This window comes from Leifsonia sp. NPDC058194, from assembly GCF_042883605.1.
Lineage (GTDB): Bacteria > Actinomycetota > Actinomycetes > Actinomycetales > Microbacteriaceae > Leifsonia.
Genome location: NZ_JBHVVL010000001.1, coordinates 1,373,011 through 1,393,854 on the forward strand (window position 1 = coordinate 1,373,011; position 20,844 = coordinate 1,393,854).

The 20,844-nt window shown below is 71.8% G+C and carries 18 protein-coding genes; 5 read left to right on the plus strand and 13 right to left on the minus strand.

Going from position 1 to position 20,844, the window contains the following annotated elements; genetic code table 11:
- Window positions 1-111 precede the first annotated feature (111 nt).
- Together ACFVU2_RS06615 and ACFVU2_RS06620 are read left to right on the plus strand one after the other, a co-directional pair.
- The gene (locus tag ACFVU2_RS06615) at window positions 112-906 is read left to right on the plus strand and encodes an SDR family NAD(P)-dependent oxidoreductase (protein WP_387872316.1); all 795 of its coding nucleotides are present in this window, start codon (window positions 112-114) and stop codon (window positions 904-906) included.
- Window positions 907-1,007: 101 nt separating this feature from the next.
- On the plus strand, window positions 1,008-2,411 hold the full coding sequence (locus tag ACFVU2_RS06620) for an APC family permease (protein WP_387872318.1): 1,404 nt from the start codon (window positions 1,008-1,010) through the stop codon (window positions 2,409-2,411).
- Between the two features lie 22 nt (window positions 2,412-2,433).
- Here the strand turns inward: ACFVU2_RS06620 and ACFVU2_RS06625 are convergent, their stop codons facing one another.
- From ACFVU2_RS06625 to ACFVU2_RS06640, 4 genes are all read right to left on the minus strand, one after another.
- A complete protein-coding gene (locus ACFVU2_RS06625) occupies window positions 2,434-3,354 on the minus strand; it encodes an ABC transporter permease (RefSeq protein WP_387872319.1) in 921 nt (306 codons plus the stop codon).
- Window positions 3,355-3,361: 7 nt separating this feature from the next.
- Complete coding sequence (locus ACFVU2_RS06630; protein WP_387872321.1) at window positions 3,362-4,408, minus strand: aliphatic sulfonate ABC transporter substrate-binding protein; 1,047 nt, start codon at window positions 4,406-4,408, stop codon at window positions 3,362-3,364.
- A gap of 149 nt (window positions 4,409-4,557) precedes the next feature.
- Complete coding sequence (locus tag ACFVU2_RS06635) at window positions 4,558-5,424, minus strand: ABC transporter ATP-binding protein (RefSeq protein WP_387872323.1); 867 nt, start codon at window positions 5,422-5,424, stop codon at window positions 4,558-4,560.
- 94 nt (window positions 5,425-5,518) lie between these two features.
- Window positions 5,519-6,367 carry an exodeoxyribonuclease III gene (locus ACFVU2_RS06640; protein ID WP_387872324.1) on the minus strand — a complete coding sequence of 283 codons (849 nt, stop codon included), beginning with the start codon at window positions 6,365-6,367 and terminating at the stop codon, window positions 5,519-5,521.
- A 42-nt stretch (window positions 6,368-6,409) separates the two neighbouring features.
- Here ACFVU2_RS06640 and pyrE point away from each other — a divergent pair, with 42 nt between their 5' ends.
- Together pyrE and ACFVU2_RS06650 are read left to right on the plus strand one after the other, a co-directional pair.
- A complete protein-coding gene (gene pyrE, locus ACFVU2_RS06645) occupies window positions 6,410-6,958 on the plus strand; it encodes an orotate phosphoribosyltransferase (protein ID WP_387872326.1) in 549 nt (182 codons plus the stop codon).
- Complete coding sequence (locus tag ACFVU2_RS06650) at window positions 6,958-9,264, plus strand: septum formation family protein (RefSeq protein WP_387872327.1); 2,307 nt, start codon at window positions 6,958-6,960, stop codon at window positions 9,262-9,264. The genes pyrE and ACFVU2_RS06650 overlap by 1 nt, the downstream gene beginning before the upstream one ends.
- 28 nt (window positions 9,265-9,292) lie before the next feature.
- Here ACFVU2_RS06650 and ACFVU2_RS06655 read toward each other — a convergent pair whose 3' ends face one another.
- Entirely contained in the window at window positions 9,293-9,844 is a 552-nt protein-coding gene (locus tag ACFVU2_RS06655) for a DUF4303 domain-containing protein (RefSeq protein ID WP_387872328.1), read from the minus strand.
- A gap of 4 nt (window positions 9,845-9,848) precedes the next feature.
- The gene (locus ACFVU2_RS06660; protein WP_387872330.1) at window positions 9,849-10,649 is read right to left on the minus strand and encodes an HAD-IIA family hydrolase; all 801 of its coding nucleotides are present in this window, start codon (window positions 10,647-10,649) and stop codon (window positions 9,849-9,851) included.
- 65 nt (window positions 10,650-10,714) lie between these two features.
- Here ACFVU2_RS06660 and ACFVU2_RS06665 point away from each other — a divergent pair, with 65 nt between their 5' ends.
- Window positions 10,715-11,344, plus strand: a complete 630-nt coding sequence (locus ACFVU2_RS06665) for a TrmH family RNA methyltransferase (protein ID WP_387872332.1) — start codon at window positions 10,715-10,717, stop codon at window positions 11,342-11,344.
- An 87-nt stretch (window positions 11,345-11,431) separates the two neighbouring features.
- Here ACFVU2_RS06665 and ACFVU2_RS06670 read toward each other — a convergent pair whose 3' ends face one another.
- The 7 genes from ACFVU2_RS06670 to ACFVU2_RS06700 all read right to left on the minus strand — a co-directional run bounded on the left by ACFVU2_RS06670 (window position 11,432) and on the right by ACFVU2_RS06700 (window position 20,797).
- Window positions 11,432-11,854: a DUF3052 domain-containing protein gene (locus tag ACFVU2_RS06670; protein WP_387872333.1), complete on the minus strand. Its 423-nt coding sequence runs from the start codon at window positions 11,852-11,854 to the stop codon at window positions 11,432-11,434.
- Window positions 11,851-12,696, minus strand: a complete 846-nt coding sequence (locus ACFVU2_RS06675; RefSeq protein ID WP_387872335.1) for a metallophosphoesterase — start codon at window positions 12,694-12,696, stop codon at window positions 11,851-11,853. The genes ACFVU2_RS06670 and ACFVU2_RS06675 overlap by 4 nt, the downstream gene beginning before the upstream one ends.
- An 85-nt stretch (window positions 12,697-12,781) precedes the next feature.
- The gene (locus tag ACFVU2_RS06680) at window positions 12,782-14,635 is read right to left on the minus strand and encodes a YhgE/Pip family protein (protein ID WP_387872337.1); all 1,854 of its coding nucleotides are present in this window, start codon (window positions 14,633-14,635) and stop codon (window positions 12,782-12,784) included.
- Window positions 14,632-15,330, minus strand: coding sequence for a hypothetical protein (locus ACFVU2_RS06685; RefSeq protein WP_387872339.1), 699 nt, complete (start codon window positions 15,328-15,330; stop codon window positions 14,632-14,634). Before ACFVU2_RS06685 ends, ACFVU2_RS06680 begins: the two co-directional genes overlap by 4 nt.
- Window positions 15,327-16,004: a TetR/AcrR family transcriptional regulator gene (locus tag ACFVU2_RS06690; protein WP_387872341.1), complete on the minus strand. Its 678-nt coding sequence runs from the start codon at window positions 16,002-16,004 to the stop codon at window positions 15,327-15,329. Before ACFVU2_RS06690 ends, ACFVU2_RS06685 begins: the two co-directional genes overlap by 4 nt.
- Before the next feature lie 51 nt (window positions 16,005-16,055).
- Window positions 16,056-18,020 (minus strand): YhgE/Pip domain-containing protein, encoded by a 1,965-nt coding sequence (locus ACFVU2_RS06695; RefSeq protein ID WP_387872342.1) that lies wholly within the window; start codon window positions 18,018-18,020, stop codon window positions 16,056-16,058.
- Window positions 18,017-20,797 (minus strand): MMPL family transporter, encoded by a 2,781-nt coding sequence (locus ACFVU2_RS06700; RefSeq protein ID WP_387872344.1) that lies wholly within the window; start codon window positions 20,795-20,797, stop codon window positions 18,017-18,019. Before ACFVU2_RS06700 ends, ACFVU2_RS06695 begins: the two co-directional genes overlap by 4 nt.
- Window positions 20,798-20,844: the final 47 nt, after the last annotated feature.

Below are 20,844 nucleotides of genomic sequence, written 5' to 3' on the forward strand. Positions count from 1 at the left end.
TCCTATCGCGAAAGTAGACGTTGACAACATTGCTGACAGTGTCTACATTGAAGATCCGGGATGCCGCAGGGGCATCCTGATCGGACAGATAGACGACGGACGGCGGAGACGATGGCCATCGATTTCACGGGGCGCACTGCCCTCATCACCGGGGCGAGCTCGGGACTCGGGGCGGAGTTCGCCCGGCGGCTCGCGGCGCGCGGGTCGGATCTGGTGCTCGTCGCCCGGCGCGGGGAGCTGCTCGAGGCGCAGGCGGCCGAGCTGCGCTCGCTGCACGGCGTGACCGTCACCCCGATCGCGATGGATCTCGCCCGGCCCGGCGTGGGCGCCGAACTCAGGGATCGGCTCGCCGAGCGCTCCATCGCGGTGAGCACCCTGATCAACAACGCGGGCTTCGCGACCTACGGCGCGTTCATCGACGAGGACCCGGACCGGATCGCCGCCGAGATCCAGCTCGACGTCGCGACCCTCGTCGATCTGACGCGCGCGTTCCTGCCCGAGCTGGTCGCCGACGGCACGGGTGCGCTGGTCAATGTCGCGAGCACGGCGGCCTACCAGCCGCTGCCCGGCATGGCCGTCTACGGGGCGAGCAAGGCCTTCGTGCTGTCGTTCACCGAGGCGATCGCCGTCGAGACGAAGTCCTCGGGTGTCAGCGTGCTGGCCCTCAGCCCGGGTGCGACGCGCACCGAGTTCTTCGACGTCGTCGGCACGGAGGCGGCTGCGGTCGGCGGGTACCAGACTCCGGAGCAGGTGATCACCACGGCGCTGAAGGCACTGGACAAGCGGCGCACCCCGGCCTCCGTGGTCTCGGGCCGGGCCAATCGGTTGAGCTCGACGTTCGCCGCACTCGCGCCGCGCTCGCTCGCCGCGGCGACGGCCGGACGGATGCTCGCCTCGGGAGCCTGACCCGATCGAACGGATCACCCCCGAACAGGTGGCAAATCTGAGAGAACTCACATAAAGTCTCCTCTACGCACGACATCGCCGTCGCGACGAAGGGAGCACACGTGAGCGATCCGTCCTGGACCCAGGTGGTCAAGACCGTCGAGCCCGAGCAGCCCGAGCTCAAACGGGCGCTCGGGCCCGGTCTGCTGCTGCTGTTCATCGTCGGCGACATCCTGGGCACGGGGGTGTACGCCCTCACCGGGCAGGTGGCGGCGGAAGTGGGCGGCGCGGCCTGGCTGCCGTTCCTTCTCGCCTTCGGCGTCGCGACGCTCACCGCCTTCTCGTACCTGGAGCTGGTGACCAAGTACCCGCAGGCCGCCGGCGCCGCGCTCTACACGCACAAGGCGTTCGGCATCCACTTCCTGACCTTCATCGTCTGCTTCGTGGTGATGACGTCGGGGATCACCTCGGCGTCGACGGCGTCGCGGGCGTTCGCGGTGAACCTCGGGATCGGGTTCGGCCTCCCGGACGACAACCTCGCGACGATGCTCGTCGCACTCGCCTTCATCATCCTGATCATGCTCGTGAACCTGCGCGGGGTGACGGAGAGCGTGTGGCTCAACGTCGTGCTGACTCTGGTGGAGCTGTCCGGCCTGCTGCTCGTGATCTTCATCGGTCTGTGGGCGGTCTCCGGAGGCAACGCCGACTGGTCGCGGGTGGTCGCGTTCGAGACCCCGGAAGACAAGAACGTGCTGCTCGCGGTGAGTACCGCGACGTCGCTGGCCTTCTTCGCGATGGTCGGTTTCGAGGACTCCGTCAACATGGCGGAGGAGACGAAGAACCCCAGCAGGATCTTCCCGAAGATGATGCTGAGCGGTCTCGGGATCGCCGCGGTGATCTACGTGCTGGTCTCGATCACCGTCGTCGCGCTGGTCCCGATCGGCGAGCTCGCAGGCAGCGAGACGCCGCTGGTGATGGCGGTGGAGGCCGGCGCTCCCGGTTTCCCGATCAACGACCTGCTGCCGTTCATCTCGATGTTCGCCGTCGCCAACACCGCCCTCATCAACATGATGATGGCGAGCCGGCTGCTCTACGGCATGGCCAAGCAGGGGGTGCTCCCGCCGTTCCTGGCGAAGGTGTCACCGAAGCGCCGGACGCCGTGGACGGCCATCCTGTTCACCTCCGCACTCGCGGTGGGGCTCATCGCCTACGTCTCGCTCGACCCGCAGGGGTCGATCGTGGCGCTCCTGGGCGGGACGACCTCGCTACTCCTGCTCGTCGTGTTCGCGGTCGTGAACATCACCGTGCTCGTGCTGCGCCGTCAGCCGGTGGAACACAGGCACTTCCGCACGCCGACGGCACTGCCGGTCATCGGGGCGATCACGTGCCTGTATCTGGTGTTCCCGTGGACGTCGGGACGCCCGGGAGGCCAGTACGGCATCGCCCTGGCTCTGCTCGCGATCGGGGTGCTGCTCTGGGTGATCGAGCGCGTCTACTCGGCGGTGAAGCGCCGCTCGGAGGTGTGAGGCCGCGCGGCCTCCGCGCGGCTCACGCCCAGCGGCGGTTCGCCCAGCGCTCGAAGAGGCCGACAAGGGAGTCGGTCGCCTTGCCGAGCAGGGCGAGCAGGATGATCGCGAGGAAGAGTCGGTCGGTGCGGCCGTTGTTCTGCGAGTCGCTCAGCAGGAACCCGAGGCCCATCGAGGAGGCGATGAGCTCGGCCGCCACGAGGAAGAGCCATGCCTGGGCGAGGGCGAGCCGCAGGCCGGAGATCACCGAGGGCAGCACGAAGGGGAGCTGCACCGTCGTGAACAGGCGCACGCCGTTCAGCCCGAAGGCGCGCCCGGCCTCGACGAGGTGGCGGTCGACGTGCTTCAGCGAGGCCGCGACCGTCGTGTAGACGGGGAAGAAGGCGCCGATGGCGATCAGGATGATCTTGGAGTCCTCGCCGATCTTGAACCAGAGGATCAGCAGCGGCACCCATGCCAGCGACGGCACCGCGCGCACGGCCGCGAGCGTGGAGCTGAACAGGATGTCCGCGAGCCGGGACAGCCCGACCACCGCGCCGAGCAGCAGGCCGAGCGCCGCGCCGCAGGCGAAGCCGATCAGGACGCGCTGCGTCGAGATCGCGATGTAGAGCCCGAGCAGGCCCCGCTGGGCGAGGTCGACCGCTGCCTCCCAGACCATGGCCGGGGACGGCAGCTGCGCGGACGTGAACGCACCGGAGGTGCTGGCGATCTGCCAGACCGCCAGGATGATCGCCGGCAGGACGAGCCCGCCGGTGATCCGCACCCAGCGCCTCGACAGGAACGGGGTGCGCGCGGTGAGCGTGCCATCCTCGGTCACCACCGACGGCCGCGCAGGCGGACGCGGCGTCTCGCGCGCGACCGAGGTCGCACTCCCGACCTCGCCGCCCGGGCCGCCGACCACGATCAGCGGTCCGTCGCCCTCCGGTGCGTTCTGATACGACATGACGGGGTCAGCCTCCGATGGCGCTCGGGTCCGCCTTCTTCGCGAAGGTCGGGTCGAGCAGGCTCTTCAGGGCGGCGTCGATGTTCGACTGGGAGGCCACGTCGCCGGTCTGGACGAAGATCGGGCCCACCTTCTTCAGCACCTTGAGCTGCGCGTCGCCGGGGATCGGCGAGACGTCGAGGTTGGTGCGCTCGGTGATGACGGTCGTGGCGACCGGCAGCGAGATGCTGGCGGCGTCCGCGAGGATCTGCGAGGTCTCGTCCTGGTGCTTCCGGGCCCAGGCACGGGCGTACTCGTAGGTGTTCACGACGGTCTGCGCCACGTCGGGCTTGCTCGACACGAACGACTCGGTGGCGTTGAGGAACCCGTAGGTGTTGAAGTCGACGTTGCGGTAGATCAGCTTCGCGCCCGAGGCCTGCGCGTTCGCCATGATCGGGTCGAGCCCGGCCCACGCGTCGACGGAGCCGTTCTGCAGGGCGGCCCAGCCGTCGGCGTGCTGGAGGTTCTGGATGGTGACGTCGTCGGCCGAGAGCCCGTTGGCCTCCAGCGCCTGCAGCAGGAAGAAGTACGGGTCGGTGCCCTTGGTGGCCGCGACCTGCTTGCCCTTGAGGTCCTTCACGTCGGTGACTGTCGAGTTCGGGCCGACGACGAGCGCCGACCACTCGGGCTGGGAGAAGATGTCGATCGTCTTGATCGCGGAACCGTTCGAGCGGGCGAGGAGTGCCGCCGAGCCAGCGGTCGAGCCGACGTCGATCGCGCCGGAGCGCAGCGCCTCGTTGGCCTTGTTGGAGCCGGCCGACTGCACCCAGTTGACGGTGATGTCCTGCTTGGCGAGGGCCTTCTCGAGCCAGCCCTCCTTCTTGATCACCAGGCTGAGCGGGTTGTAGGTGGCGAAGTCGATGTTGAGCGTTCCGCCCTTCGTGACCGTGCCCGGCGTGCTGCTGGCGGCGGCCCCCGACGCGGAGCCCTCCCCGGCGACGCAGCCCGTGAGCAGCAGGGTCGCCGCTGCGGCGGCGGCCGCGAGGGCCGTGACGATGGTGGGTGTGCGGCGCATGAGGCCTCCTGGTCTGTGGCTCCGTCGAGCCGTGCTGTGTGGGTGCGGTGCTGAGGTGCGATTGCTGCGGTGCGAGTGGTGCGGATGGTGCTGAGTCGAGCCTCCCGTGCGGTGCTGTGCCGCGCGGGCGGGAGGCCGGATCCGTGGAGTCAGACCAGGCTGGCCTCGGCTGTGGAGGACATTCGGCCGTCGGTCGCGGGGGAGTCGTCGTGCGCGTTGCCGTGGAGGTCGATGCCCAGGCCGTCGAGCAGCTCGGCGCGCAGCCCTGCGAGCTCCGCAGATCCGCGATCCCGCGGTCGCGAACCCGGCACGGTCGTGATGCTGCGGATGGTCGCGCCCGCGCGTCCCTCCTCGGCGCCCAGCAGGATGATGCGGTCGGCGAGCTGCAGAGCCTCGTCGACGTCGTGGGTGACGAGGAGGATGGTCGTGGGGGCGGCGGCGTGCACATCGACGAGCAGGTCCTGCATCTTGAGCCGGGTGAGCGCGTCCAGCGCGCCGAACGGCTCGTCGAGCAGCAGGACGCCGGGGTTCCGGGCGAGGGCGCGGGCCAGGGACGCCCGCTGGGCCATCCCTCCCGACACCTCGCGCGGCCGCAGTGCTGCCGAGGCGGACAGTCCGACGAGATCGAGCAGTCGGGCGACACGCTCGCGCCCGGACGCGCGGTCCAGTCCGCGGGGGAGTCCGAGCGCGACGTTGTCGGCGAGCGAGCGCCAGGGCAGGAGTCGCGGCTCCTGGAAGCCGACCGCGCAGCGCGGGTCCACGCCGGCGACGGGCGAGCCGTCGATCAGGGCCGAGCCGGCCGTGGGCCGGTCGAGGCCGCCCGCGATCCGCAGCAGCGTCGACTTGCCGCACCCGCTGGCGCCGAGGATCGCGACGACTTCACCGGCGTCGACGCGCAGCGACACATCACGCAGCACGGGCCGGATCTCGCCCGTGCGGCCGCGGCGCTGAGGGGCCGCGAAGGCGCGACCGACCCCGGCGAACTCGACGGGGTAGGCGGACGATGTCTCGGACATGGTGCTCCGACGCTACCGAAGCGCTCGGGGGCGTGCCCGCGCGATGAAACCTGGCGTAACGAAAGCTTGCCGCCGGCCCTTCGGCCGACCGGCGTCAGCCGAAGATCATCGGCCGGTCCTCGTCCTCGTCGTCACCGGGAGCGTCGGTGAGGTCGACCAGCACCGGCACGTGGTCGCTCGGGGCGTCGCCCTTGCGCTCGTTGCGGTGGATGGAGGCTCCCGCCACCCGGTCGGCGAACGCCTCCGACCCCATGATGAAGTCGATCCGAAGACCCTCGTTGCGCGGGAACCGCAGCTGCTTGTAATCCCAGTACGTGTAGCCCTCAGGCACGAGCGGCCGCACGACGTCGGTGAGTCCCGCCGCCTCGAACGCCGAGAACGCCGTGCGCTCCGGGGGGGAGATGTGGGTCGAGACGCCGGGGATCAGAGTCGGGTCGCCGACATCGGAGTCGAGCGGTGCCACGTTCCAGTCGCCCATCAGGGCGAGCGGGAGGTGCGGGTTCTCGGCCAGCCAGCCGCGGGTGTCCTCCGCCAGCGCGGCGAGCCAGTCGAGCTTGTAGTGGTAGTGCGGGTCGTCCAGCGCCCGTCCGTTGGGCACGTACAGGCTCCAGAGCCGCACGCCGTCGACCGTGGCCCCGATCGCGCGGGCCTCCTTCGGCAGATCCGGGCCCTCGTGGCCCTTGAGGAAGCCGGGCATGTCGGGGAATCCGACCTGCACCTCGTCGATCGGCAGCCGGCTCGCGATGGCGACGCCGTTCCACTGGTTGAGACCGTGCAGCACGACCTCGTATCCCGCCTCCTCGAAGGGCCCGTATGGGAACTGCTCCGGCTTGCACTTGATCTCCTGCATGGCCAGCACATCCACGTCCTCCCGGACGAGCCAGTCGACCACGCGGCCGACGCGGGTGCGGATGGAGTTGACGTTCCAGGTGGCGACACGCATGCACCGATCGTATCGGGGGGTCCGTCCCCATAGAATCGGGACGTGACCGACGCACGACAGCAGCTCATCGACTACATCTCGGCCGAGGCCGTCTTCCACGGGGACTTCACGCTCACGAGCGGCAAGAAGGCCACGTACTACGTCGACCTGCGCAAGGTCAGCCTCGACCACCGGGTCGCTCCGCTGATCGGCCAGGTCATGCTCGACCTCATCGCCGACATCCCCGACGTCTTCGCCGTGGGCGGGATGACCATGGGCGCCGACCCCGTCGCCGCCGCCATCCTGCACCAGGGCGCGGCACGCGGCGCGGGCTACGACGCATTCGTCGTGCGCAAGGAGCCGAAGGACCACGGCCGCGGCAAGCAGGTCGAGGGCCCGGACCTCGAAGGCAAGCGCGTCATCGTCCTCGAAGACACCTCCACCACGGGCGGCTCGCCGCTCAAGGCGGTCGAAGCCCTGAAGAAGGTCGGCGCCGAGGTCGTGGCCGTGGCCGTGGTCGTCGATCGCGACACCGGTGCGCGTGAGGTCATCGAGGCGGCCGGCTACCCCTACTTCGCCGCCATCGGCCTGAAGGATCTGGGGCTGGAGTAGTGGCCGACCACCGCGATCCGGCGAGCGGCGACGGCGACGCCGAGGCGTCGTCGAGCTCTGCTGCGCCGGGCGCGGAGGAGCCCGAGTTCGGCAGCCCCGAATGGCTGTTCCGTGAGCTGGGGACGCAGTACGAGACGCACGACGACCTCGACGACGGTCAGGACGACGATGCTGAGCCGTCGTCGTCCGCGGAGGCCGGGCCGATCGAGGCGGTGGGGACCGGTCCCGCGCCCGAGGCGGCGACGCCTTCCGCGGCGCCGTTCACCTGGAACCTGACGCCCGGCGCGGGGGACGATCCGTTGGTGCGCAGCGATCCGTCCGCGCCGCTCATCCCGGCCGTCCCGGTGGAACCTGAAGCGATCGCGCCCGCGTCTGCTCCTGCGTCCGAAGCCGAGCCTGTGCCGGTCGAGCCGGAACCCGTCGCGACGGTGGCGCCCGAACCGGTGCTGCCACCCCCGCCGGTGTTCAGCGCGCCCGACCCGGCTGCGCCGGTGCTCCCGGTACTTCCCGAGCCCCCGGCGACCGTGACGCCCCCGGCAGCCGCCACGACGCCGCCGGCAGCCACCACGCCGACGGAACCGCCGAGCTTCCTGGCGTCGCTCCGGATGCCCAAGCCGCCCGAGTGGGACGAGCCCGCCGCCGTGCCGGAGGCCGCCCCGGCGACATCCCCCGTCGCCGACGAGTCCGCTCCCGGGCAGCCCGCGACGACGGAGGAGCCGGAGACCACTGCGCCGGAGCCGCAGAGTCACGGACTCGCAGCCCTGCTCGGTTACGGCACCCGGGAGACCGACGCGCCGGCCTCCCGCTCGGTGATCGGCGACACGACGGGGATCATCCCGGTCGTCCCCGGCTCCCTGACGACGCCCCCGCCGACCGTGCTGCCTCCCGCGACGGTCGTGCCGCCGCCGACCGTCCCACCCGTCGCGCCCCCACTCTTCACGCCCCCGCCGGCTGTTCCTCCCGCGTTCGCCGCACCGACGCCGCCGGCCGAGCCCGTCCTTCCCCCGCCGCATCCGTCCGAACTCGTCGAGCCCATGGCGGACGGCGCCGACGTGCCGACGACGAAGCTCGACACGGCCCAGATGGCGGCTCTGCTCGCGGCACGCGTCGGGGACCCGGATCCCCTCGTCCCGCCGAGGCACGTCGCGCCGCCCGAGTTCCCCACGACGCCGGTCGTGCCAGTCGTGTCCGTGCCGGAGCCCGAGCCGGAGCCTGAGCAGGCAGAGCCGATCGTGCCGGTGCCGGTGCCGGTGCCGGAGCCGGAGCAGGAGCCCGAGCCGGAGGAACCGCACGCTGCCGACGACGGTCTCGCCGCACTCTTCGGCGAGGTCGCAGAGCCAGAGCCAGAACCCGAGACCGAGCCCGACGGCGCCCCCTCATCCGATGCGCCGACGGAGCTCTTCCCGGGACTCGCCGCCGAGCCCGGCGCCGCCGTCGAGGGCCCGCAGTTCACCGAGCCGCTCTTCCTTCCACTGGAAGGCGCTCCCGCCGCACCCCTGACCGTGCCGCAGGAGACTCTTCCCGCGCCGGTCTTCGCCGCGGATCCGACCGTCGTGATCCCCGCGGCCGCCACCCCGCCCGTCGCGCCTCCCCCTGTCTCCCCGCCCGTCGTCCCGCCTGCCGGTGCCCCGGGCGCCGCTCCGGAGACCCCGGGAGGAGGCGCCGGGTCGTCGGCGGGCGGCCCTCCGCCGTCCCGTCCGCGCAACCCGCGCAACAACCGCATCCTCTTCATCGTCGCCGGCGCCCTCGCGGTCGTCCTCGTCCTGATCGGCCTGTTCGCGCTCGGAACGCGGTTGCCCGCCCTCTTCGGCGCCGCACCGTCGACGCCGAAGGCCTCGGCCGGCACGTCCGCCTCGGCGACCCCGACCCCGACGCCCACCCCGACGCCCACGGTCACGCCCAAGCCGGGAGCCCCGGCCGCCGCGGGCGTGGCGGCGTGGTCGGCTCTCGCCGGAGGCGAGTGCATCGAGCCGTACACGACGCCCTGGGCGGAGTCGTTCACCGTGGTCGACTGCGCGACGCCGCACACTGCGCAGATGGTTTACAGCGGCATCCTCAACCCCGACATCGCCGCCCCGTACCCGGGCGCCGATTCGCTGGCGCAGCAGATCAACGGCTGGTGCACGGCCGCCGGCGTGATCGACCTGAACGCCGCCGCCGCGTACACCGGCCTCCAGGTGCAGGGGACGTTCCCGGCGACCGAGGAGCAGTGGAAGAGCGGGCAGCGTTCGTACTACTGCTTCGCCACCCGCTCGACGGGCGAGCCGATGACCTCGTCGGTCGCCGGCCCCGGTCCGACCGGCTGATCTCGACCCGGCCGGTCGCCCGTTCCGCCTACTCGGCCCGGTCGGCCTCGTAGCGGACGAGTGCCGACGGCGGATTGAGGGCTCGCGCGGACTCGAGCAGGTCGTCCTTCTCGTCATGACCGGGCATGGTCACGTTCAGCACGACCGTGTCGCGCTCCGCGCCCGCGCCGAAGAAGCCTTCGGCGTCGAGGTCGGCGAGCGCGCCTGTGATGGTCTCGAAGAGCGCCTCGTTCACCTCGCGGGGCCGGTCGTACGGGTTTCCGAACGCGTCGAACAGGAGCTCGACCTCGGCGAAGCCGTCGTCGCCGAACAGGTCGTAGGGCGAGTCGTTCTCGGCCCAGCGGAGGTCGTCCGCGCTGACGGCCAGGTCGCGTGCACGGTAGTCGTCGAGTGCTCGGGCCTGGCCTTCGGTGGAGATCGCCGTCGGGGCCGGCCGGTGCGCGAGCGGTGTCGTCCACAGCCCGAAGTAGTAGAACGACTCGGGATGCTCGCGCCGCAGGTTCGTCCACGCGGTGCGCGCCGCATCCCGGATCGCCGCGCGCACCCGGTCGTAGGCGGCGGGATGATGCTCGAGGGTCACGCGGTCAGAGGTCGGATTCGACGGGCTCGGTCGCAAGCAGTTCGCGCACGCCACTCAGGATCTCGTCCGGGCGGAACGGATAGCGGTCGATCTCGGCCTGGTCGCTGATCCCGGTGAGCACCAGGATGGTGTGGAGGCCCGCCTCGATGCCCGCGACGACGTCGGTGTCCATCCGGTCGCCGATCATCGCGGTGTTCTCGGAGTGGGCGCCGATGCGGTTGAGCGCCGAGCGGAACATCATCGGGTTGGGCTTGCCGACGACATAGGGCTCCATGCCGCCGGTGGCCTTGGTGATCATGGCGGTCACGGCACCGGTCGCGGGCATGGGGCCTTCGGCGCTCGGGCCGGTCGCGTCCGGGTTGGTGGAGATGAAGCGGGCGCCCGCGCCGATCAGCCGCACGGCCTTCGTGATCGCGTCGAACGAGTAGCTGCGGGTCTCGCCCACGACGACGTAGTCGGGGTTCGTGTCGGTCATGATGAAGCCCGCCTCGTGGAGGGCGGTCGTGAGGCCGGCCTCGCCGATGACGTAGGCGCTGCCGCCGGGCTTCTGCGACTTGAGGAAGTCGGCGGTGGCGAGCGCGGAGGTCCAGATCGACTCCTCGGGCACATCCAGGCCGGAGGCGCGGAGTCGGGCGGCGAGGTCTCGCGGCGTGTAGATGGAGTTGTTGGTGAGCACGAGGAACGGGGTGCCGTTGTCGCGCCACTGCTGGATGAGCTCTGCAGCACCGGGCAACGCCTGGTTCTCATGGACGAGCACGCCGTCCATGTCGGTGAGCCAGCATTCGATCTCGTCGCGTCGCGCCACGCGAACCCCTTTCGATTGGAGACTGGACGCCACCAGCTTACGGGGCGGGCGGCTACGCTGGCGGAGTGGATCATCCCGGACCGTCGCACGAGCTCAGCACGCACGGAGTCGGGCCGTGGCCGGGCGAGTGGCCGGAGGACGATCGGTTCGATCCCGAGCTGCTGCGTCAGGGCGACACCCGCAACGTGATCGACCGCTACCGCTACTGGCGCATGGAGGCGATCGTCGCCGACCTCGACGAGCACCGTCACCCGTTCCACGTCGCGATCGAGAACTGGCAGCACGACATGAACATCGGGTCGATCGTGCGCAGCGCCAACGCGTTCGCCGCCGACACCGTGCACATCATCGGGCGCCGGCGCTGGAACAAGCGCGGTGCGATGGTGACCGACCGCTACCAGCACGTCGTCCATCACGACGACGTGGAGGCGTTCGTCGCCTGGGCGCGGGAGGCCGGCCTCCCGATCATCGCGGTGGACAACGTGCCCGGATCGGTGCTGATCGAGACGTTCGCTCTGCCGCGGGAGTGCGTGCTGCTGTTCGGCCAGGAGGGGCCGGGGCTGTCGCAGCCGGCGATCGACGCCGCCGACGCGGTGATCGAGATCTCGCAGTTCGGTTCGACGCGCTCGATCAACGCCTCCGCCGCTGCCGCCGTCGCGATGCACGCGTGGGTCCTGCAGCACGTACGCTTCTGAACCGCCTGCGATTCGTGCCGAATGTCGCGAATGGCACGCCCTTTCCCGCGATTCGTGCCGAATGTCGCGAAGGGTGCGGGCGAGGGGTCAGCGGTTCTCTCGGCGCCAGACGATCTTGAGGCCCGACCAGTCGGTGGAGATCGCGGCGACCTTCACGTCGACCAGGCCGCGGTCGAGCGCGGCGTCGCGGAGCAGGTTCTCATCGATGTCGCTCACATGCCCGGCGGCCTTACGCGGCCAGGCGGCCCACAGCATCCCGTCGGGCCGGATGCGCGCGCCGATCGCGTCGAGCTCGCCGAGGTACTCCGCGGCCTCCCGGTAGAACGCGAGCACGAGCTGGGCCGGGCCGCTGTCGTCCGGCGTCAGCCACTCCACGGGCGCGGGGGCGCCCGGCTCGTCCAGCGGGACGCGCCAGCCGGGATCCGCATGCAGCAGCTGGGCGACCATCCCGGGCTTCAGCCCGAGCTTCTTCCACAGCGGCGTGCCGGAGTACCCGGCCGGGGCGCTCACGGCTCTCCGTGCCAGCCGGAGGCCTCGGCGATGCGGGCGACGTCCGCCGCGTCGAGCTCGTAGACGGTCTCGCCGTCGCCGGGCGCGGGGACGGCGACGATGTGCGCCCGCACGGGCTCGTCGCCCGGGAGGTCGACCAGGGCGAATCCGGAGCCGCGAACCGCGCGCTCGCCGGGGGCCGGCCACAGCACGTCGGTGGTGTTCGCGACGGCCGGTGCGACGACGAGGGGGATGTATCCGGGATCCGTCTCGGTGACCAGCGCGTGGTGGTAGTGCCCGGCGAGGATCGCGCGCACGTCGCCCTCCCGGCACGCCTCGAGCAGCGCCTCGGCGTCCACGAGCCGCAGCGACTCGAACAGCCCGGTGGTGGGAGGTGTGGGCGGATGGTGCAGCACCACGACGGTGCCGTGGTCGGCCGACTCGCCGAGAATCTCGCGCAGCCGCTCCAGGCGCTCCTCGCCGACCTCGCCGTACCCGGCGCCGGCGACCGTGGAGTCCACGGTCACGATGCGCAGTCCGCGCACCTCGACGACGCTCTCGCGCTCGCCGAGGACCTCCTCGAAGCTCTCGGCGACGTCGTGGTTGCCCATCGCATAGACGACCTGCGCCCCGCGCGCGGCCGCCCAGGGTTCGAGCAGTCCGGACAGGATGCGGTACGACTCGGCCGAGCCGTCCTCCGACAGATCCCCCGACGCGACGACGGCGTCCACCGCGCCGAGCGAGGAGGCCCGCTCGAGCACCCGTTCGAGCGCCGCCCGAGTGTCGACGAGGTCGTAGTGCAGGCGGCCGTCGCCGTACAGGTGGGTGTCGCTGAGGTGCAGGAGGCGATGGGAGGCGGTCACGCGCCGAGCCTAGCGCGCACCGGTGACGGCACCTCCCGCCTCCGCCACGCGGGCCGGCCAGTCGGCCGGCCAGCCGGCCGGTCGGTCAGCCGATCAGCGACGGCCGCAGGTCGCGGAGCGTTCGGAAGTGCGTCATCCGCGTCACCCCGATCGCCGAGACCAGCAGCGCGATGAGCAGCCAGAGCCCGAGCACGCCCGCGTCCGCCCAGGCCGTCGCCGGGTTGCCGCCGTACATCAGCTGGCGTATCCCGTCGACCGCGTACGACATCGGCAGCACGTGGTGCAGGGCGGCCAGCGGTCCGGGCAGCGTCTGCCAGGGGAACGTGCCTCCCGCGGTCACGAGCTGGAGCACCATCAGCACCAGGCCGAGGAACTGCCCGACGCTGCCCAGCCAGACGTTGAGCGCGAGGATGATGGCGGCGAACGTCAGCGACGCCAACGCCATGAGCCCGTACATCCCGACCGGATTCTCGATCCGGAAGCCGAGGGCCCCCGCCACGATCGCGAACAGCCCGACCATCTGGATGGCGCCGAGCAGACCCGGTGTGAGCCAGCCGGCGAGGGTGATCTTGACCGGCGAGTGCAGGGCGGTGATCGCGCGGCGCGAGACGGGCTTCACGATCAGGAAGAGCGCGTAGATGCCGATCCATCCGGCGAGGGCGACGAAGAACGGGGCGAGGCCGGCGCCGTAGGTCCCGGCCGAGGTGATGCTGTCGTTCTTCAGGTTCACCGGGTCGGCGATCGTGGACGCCTGCTTCTTCTGCAGCTCGGGGGAGTTGTCCGGGATCTGCTTGACGCCGTCCTGGAGGCCGTTGCTCAGGGTGGTGGTGCCGTCGTGGAGGGTCGTGAGGCCGTCGCGCAGCTGTGCCGCGCCGCTGGCGGCCGTGCCCGCGCCGGTGGCGAGCTGGGACGCGCCGGCCTGGGCCTGCGCCGAGCCGCTCGCGACCTGGGAGGCGCCGCTGGCGACCTGGTCGGCTCCGGCCGAGAGCTGGTTGATCTTTCCGACGGCGGCCTGGATCTGGTCGTTGCCCGCCTGCACCTTGCTGTCGAGGTCGCCGAGCACCGCCTTCACCTGATCGAGCTGGGCCTCGGTCGCCCCGGCTTCCGCCAGGCGCGTGAGCAGCTCCTGCTGCGCGGCCGGGGCCTCCGTCGCGAGGTTCGCCGCGACCTGCCCGGCTTCGTTCGCCTTGCCTGCGAGCTCCTTGTTGCCGGTCGCGACCTGCGCGGCACCGTCGCTCACCTGCTGGGCGCCCGACGCGAGCTGGCCGAGCGAGCTCGCCAGGGTCTGCGATCCGGTCGAGAGCTGCGCCGTGCCGTCGGCGAGGGCGGAGGCGCCGGATTGCGCGGTGGCGCTGCCGTCGACGAGCTGGCCGGCTCCGTCCGCGGCCTTCACCAGGCTGGAGCGGATGTCGGAGAGGCCGAGGAGGAACTGCTCCGCCGCCTGCTGGTTGACCTGCTTGACGATGGAGGTGCGGATCTTCTCCGCCGCCTGCGTTCCGATCGTCGAGGCGAGGTAGCTGTTGGTGTCGTTCGTCGTGAGCGTCACGACGGCCCGGTGCGGGCTCGAACCGGAGGCGGAGGCCAGCGCCGACGAGAAGTCCGACGGGAACGTGATGCTGAAGTCGTACTTGGAGTCGTCGACCCCGCTCGCGGCGGACCCGGACTCGACGATGTGCCAGTCGAACGAGTCGTCGTCGACGAGCTGGTCGGCGACCTGGTGGCCGTAGTTGATGTCCTTGCCGTCGACCGTCGTGCCGGTGTCGTCGACCACGATCGCCGCCGGGATCTTGTTGAGGTTGGCGTACGGGTTCTGGTTGGCCCACAGGTACAGCCCGCCGTACAGCACCGGCACGGCCATCAGGGCGATGAGCGCCACGATGGCCATCGGGTTGGCGGTCAGGCGGCGGAACTCCGCCGCGATCATCTGCGGGATCTTCATGCGTTCTCCACGATCAGGTCGGGAAGGTCATCGGTGTCGTCGCGGCCCGGGTCCTCGTCGAAGGTCGCGGGGGCGGAAGCGGTCTCGTCGAGTCGCGAGACGAGGGAGGCGGCGGCGATGGCCGCGGCGGAGGCGTCGCCGGCCACGACGAGCACGGCGATGCCGCGGCCCGCGAGCTCGCGGGCGAACGTCCACCATTCGGTCGGGTCGCCGCCGTGGCGGTCGGGTGAGACGATCACGAGGCCGTCGACGCCCTCCCGCATCAGCGCGAGCTCGGCGAGCAGACGGATGCGGACTGTCGGCGGGACCGTCCCGATGCCCCAGCGCGCGTATTCGGAGGCGCCCAGCTCGTTCAGTCGCTTGTTGACGGCGATCGGGTGGGAGGCGCGGCCGGCGAACATGAGCTCTTCGGCCACGATCCCGGCGACGGTGACGTCGGCTGCGGGCTCGCACACGTCGGGTGCGTCGATCAACGCGATCCGTCGGCGCATGGCGCGGTAGTCCGTCGAGCCGTCGATCGTGACGACTCCCGCGTCGGGGCGCATGCGCCCGGAGGCGATCAGGCCGAGCACCGTCGGCCGCTGCTCGGTCTCGGCGCGTGCGAGCACCGCCTGGCCGTTCGCGTAGGCGACGCTGGTCGGCGGCAGGGCCGCGTTGCGCGGTCCCTTCGAGACCGAGTCGAGTGCGATCTTCATCGGGCCTCCTCCGGGCCGGGGCCCTGGTGCGGGATGCGGTCGTCGTCCGGGACGAAGGCCAGTTCGGGTGTGGTGTCGATGAGGGCGTCGGCCTCCTGCCAGCCGAGGCCGGCGGCGGCGAGGCCGGCCAGCATGACCAGGCGGTGCCCGGCGGCGCGGGAGAGGCCCGCGCGGGTGGCCTCGTCGAGGACGGCGACGGCGGCGTTCTCGATCAGGCGGGTGACGGTCTCTCGGTCGAGGTCGGTGCGCACCTGACCGGCGGACATGCCGCGCTCGACGGTGGAGCGCAGGCGCTCGCGTGCCGGGTCGAGCGCCGTGGCGACCATGTGCCGGTGCGGCCCGCGGACGGCGAGGGCGGCGCTGACACGGATGTGCTCGACCTCGGCCCAGAGGGTCGCGCCGAAGAGGGCGATCTCGACGCGGGCGTCGGGATGCGACACCGGGTCGAGCAGGGCGGCGAGCCGGGCGGCGCCGCGCGTGAAGACGTCGACGAGCAGGTCGTCGCGGTTGGCGAAGTGGCCGTAGAGGGCGCGGCGGCTGAGGCCGGCGCGCGCGGCGATGGTCTCGAGGGAGGCGTCGATGTCCTCGTTCAGGGCTGCGGCCGCGGCGACGAGGAGGGCCTCCCGGTTCGCGGCGGCATCGCGTCGCGGGGCACGGGTGGGGGAGGCGGGCATGCCTCGATCCTACGCTTCTTGCACACCGATGTGCAACTTAATGGATGATCGTCAGAGCGGCTGCGGCGCGAGCTCCCGGAGCCGGACCGTGCGCCGTGCCCCGATCGCGGCGAAGAGCAGCGCGAACGCCGCCACCGCCGTCAGGAGCAGGAGTCCCACATCCCCCCACGACCCTCCGGCCGACCCCGAGGCGATCGCGCGCAACGCGGACAGCGCGGGTGCGGTCGGCAGTGCGGCGGCAAGGGAGGCGACCGGTGGAGGGACGGTCGACGACATCCCGGCCACCAGGGCCAGCAGACCGGCGATCAGGGCGAGCAGCCGTCCGACGCCCCCGAACGCCGCCGCCAGCGCCTGGTTGATGAGGCAGAAGACCGCGCCGATCACGGCCCCGGCGATGGCCAGCTCCAGCCAGATGTCCGGTCGCAGGCCGAGCCAGAACTGGGCGAGGCCGGCGGCGAGCAACCCTTCTCCCGCTCCGATCAGCGCCGTGACGCCGGCACTGCGCAGTGCGATGCGCAGCGAGGGGAGCGTGGTCATCAGATCGCGGCCCGGGACGGCGCGGCGCGCGTAGGCCGTGACCAGGGCGCCGATCCAGAGCGCGAGCACGAGGAACAGCGGCACGGTCGCGACCCCCGGAGGCGGTGCCTTCTGGGTCGCGACCACGGGCTGCGACACCACGCCGGTCAGCGTGGCGATGTCGGCGTCCGAGTAGGTGGGGATGCTCTTCACGGCGGTGTCGAGACCGCCCGCGAGCTGCTGCGCCCCGGTGTCGACCTGCGCGGCCCCGGCCGCGGCCGAGGCGGCGCCGGTGCTGAGGGAGGCCGCGCCGCTGCTGGTCTGGGCGGTCCCGCTCGCCAGCTGTGCGGCTCCGCTCGCGGACTGGTCGATCCCGTCCACCACGCGCGGGAGCGCCGCGGCGAGCTGCTGATTGCCGGTCGCGACGCCGTCGGCGACCGTGTCCAGCGTCCCGATCCCGTCGCTCGCCGCCGTCGCCGTCGTGAGCGCGTCCGTCACCGCTGAGCAGAGCGGACCGGGGCAGACCTGCGACTGGACCTGGGTGAGGGAGGCGACGGTCGCGCTCGCCTTCGCCGCTGCGGCATCCGTCGCCCCGGCCACGGCCGCAGCTCCGCGCGCGAGCTGCGCGGACTGTGCCGGGAGCGCCGCGGTCTGATCGCTCAGCGTCGCGAGCCCTGCCGCGAGCGATTGCGCTCCCGCATCGAGTGTCTGCGTTCCCGTGGCGAGACTCGCGGCCCCGGAGGCGAGCTGCTGCGTGCCCTGGTTCAGCGAATCGGCGCCGCTCGCCAGGCTCGTCGCGCCCGAGGCGGCCGTTCCGATCTGCGCGTTGATCGTGTTGAACCCCTGGTAGACGTTGGTCAGGTACTGCACGGTGAGCTGCCGCCCGAGCGCCGCGGTCGCGGTCTGGGTGAGCGCGGCGGTCAGAGCGGGGTCGAGCAGGGAGACGGCGGCGCCGGTCCGCACGGTGATCGACGCCTGTTTCGCCTGGGTGGGCGGCCCCGAGAACGACAGCGCGTTCGCCGAGAAGGACGAGGGGATGGTGACGACCGCCGCATAGCGTCCGCTCGCCAATCCGGTGGCGGCCTCGCCGTCGTTGGTGAGCACCCAGTCGAAGTTCTGCGCGTCGTCCGAGGGCGGCGGTTCGGCGACGGAGCCCGCCGGTGCCGCGGAGGCTGTGGCGGAGGGCGCGGCGGAGGGAGTCGCCGTGGGTGTCGCCGTCTGCGTCGGGCTGGGCGACGACCCTCCCGACACGGCGGCGCTACCGCCGGAGAGCAGGGCGCCGGCGAACTGCCGGCCGAGCGGCACGGTCTGCCCGTCGACGGTCACGGGGGTGTCGTCGTTGACGATCGCCGCGGTCACGCGGTCGAGGTCCTGACCGGGAGCCCAGAGCGCCCAGGCGAGCACGCCGAGGGCGACCAGGGGGACGAGCGCGAGTCCGACCAGGGTCAGCGGTGCGAGACGTTCCGTCCCGGCTCGAGCGGAGAAGGGTGTGCGTCTCATGGCTGGAGCTCCGGTTCCTCGAGGGGTGCGACAGGAGTCGACGAGAGGTGGCGCACCGCGCCGAGCGGCACGAGCGCGTCGAGATCGACGGTCGGGCCGCCGCCGAGCACGAGCGTGAGCGGTCGGCCCGCGTCGCGGGCGTCGGTCCAGGCCTGGTCGAGGGCGACGGCGAGCTCGGCCCAGGCGGCCTCGCCCGCGGTGCGGTCGGCCCCGACGACGACGAGGATGCGCGGGTCGCCGGTGAGCGCGATCCGCACGGCGACGATCGGGTCGGCGCCGTCGCCGACGCGCGCGACGCCGACGCGGGCGCGCACCGCACTGCGCCGCACCGGCAGCAGCAGGCCGGCCACCTTGAGCCGCCCGCCCGACACCGGCCCACGGCCCGCGAGCCCGAACAGCGCCGCCTCCACCGAGGCGGGATCCTCCTCCCGCACCAGCAACACGTCCCCCGCCGGGACGACTGCGTCGACGGTCGCGAGCGCGCGGTCGTGCCCGCCCATCCGCGCTCCCTCGGCCGCGATGGCGATGCGCTCGCCCGGCTCGGGCCAGTCGGCCGCCTCCAACTCCTGCCGGAGGGTGTCCCCCTCGATGTCGAAATGGGGGAGGGCCCGCTCGAGCCACCGCGGCATCCACCAGGCCGTGCGCCCGAACAGCACGAGCACGGCCGGGATGAGCGTCATGCGCACGACGAACGCGTCCACCACGACGCCCACCGCCAGGCCGACGGCGATGGGCTGGATGGAGGCGTCGCCCTCGGGGACGAAGGCGGCGAAGACGGCGAACATGATCGCGGCGGCGGCGGTCACGACCCGGGCGGAGCCGACGAATCCGCCGTGGACGGCCTCTTTCGGCGTCGCTCCGCGCACGTGCTCCTCCCGCATCCGGCTGGCCAGGAACACCTCGTAGTCCATCGCGAGCCCGAACAGCACGCCCATCAGGATGATCGGCATGAAACTGATGATCGAGCCGACGTGCGCGACGTGGAGGGGGCCCGCCAGCCACCCGCTCATGAACACCAGGCTCGACACCCCGAAGGCCGCACCGATGCTCAAGAGATAGCCGAGAGCGGCGGTCACCGGCACGACGATCGACCGGAACACCATCGCCAGCAGCACGAGCGAGAGCCCCACCACGAGGAGGGCGAACGGGAGCAGGGCGCCCGCCAGCCGCTCGGAGATGTCGATGCCGGCCGCGGTGTAGCCGGTGACCGAGAGGTCGATGCCGAACTCCCGCTCGAAGTGGTCGTGCATCGAGCGCAGCGTCGCGACGAGGGTCTGCGTCTGCTCGGAGTCGGGTGCGCCCGTCGGGACGACCTGCGCGATCCCCGTGTCGCCGTCGGGGTTGGGTGTGGCGAGCGGTACGGCGGCGACACCCGGCACCGCGCGCAGCTGCTCGGCCAGCTGGTTCATCAGTCCGACGGGATCGCTGCTGCCGATGACCGATCCGGTGACGATCAGGGGGCCGTTGTATCCCGGGCCGAAATGATCGGCGATGAGGTCGTAGGTGATGCGGGCGGGCTCCTGCTCGTCCAGCGAGCCCGCGTCGGGAAGGGACAGCCGCAGCGATGCGGCCGGCACCGTCGCCAGCCCGAGCAGCACGACGACCGCCAGCACGGTGACGAGCGGCCAGCGGGTGATCGTGCGCACCCAGCCCAGGGCGATGGGATGCTCGGAGCGTGGTCGCTTCGGTGCCGCCGCCTTCGCCCGGTTCTGCCGTCGCTTCTTCGGAGCCCGGGGCGGTCCGCCGCGGTACCGTTTGGCCACCACTCTGATGCCGCCGAAGCCGAGCAGCGCCGGCGTGAGCGTGGTCGAGAGCAGGACGGCGACGGCGACGCCGAGGGCCGCGGCCACCCCCATCGTCGTCAGGAAGGGGATGCCCGCGACCGCCAGACCGAGCAGGGCGATGATGACCGTGACGGCCGCGAACACGACCGCGGAGCCGGCCGTCGCCACGGCCCGGGCGGCGGACTCCTCCGGATCCATCCCGTGCTTCAGCTGCTCCTGGTGCCGGGAGATGATGAACAGCGCGTAGTCGATGCCCACCGCCAGACCGAGCATGAGGGCGAGCAGGGGCGTGGTGGACGCGATGGTGAGCCAGTGCGTCGCCGCGAAGATCAGCGAGAGCGAGATCAGCGATCCCAGCAGGGCCGTCACGAGCGGCATCCCCGCCGCGACGACCGAGGCGAACGTGAAGAGCAGGACGACGAAGGCGACGAGGATGCCGAGCAGTTCCGTCACGCTGATGCCCGCAGCGGACTGCGAGAAGACCTGACCGCCGACCGCGACCTCCGACCCGGCGGGCAGCTGCTTCAGGAGGTCTGTGCCGGCCTGCTGGAGCGCATCCATCGTCGCCGGCTGCACAGCGGTGGCGGCGACAGAGAGCTGGATCGGCACGAGTGCCGCCGAACCGTCCGCACTGACGTTGCCCGTCGACGGGCCCGTGTAGGGCGACGACGCGCTCGTCACCTGCGGGATGCGCGCGATCGCCGCCACCGACTGTCCGACGGCCGACTCGAACGCGGGGTCCTCGACGCTGCCGCCCGGCGGTGCGACGGCGATCAGCTGTGCGGACGCACCGCTGACTTCGGGGAACGTGCGGGCCAGGGCGTCCAGCGCCTCCTGCGACTCGGTGCCCGGGATGCTGAACGTGTTGTCGGTGCCGTGGCTCAGCAGCGCGCCCCCCGCGCCGATCAGCAGCGCGACCAGCAGCCAGAGCGCGAGGACCCTCCGGCGCCGCCGGAAGGCGAACCGGCCCAGCGCGTACAGGAAGGACGCCACGGCGCCAATGTAGAACTTTCCTCAGCTCCGCGGCAATGGGCCAGGCG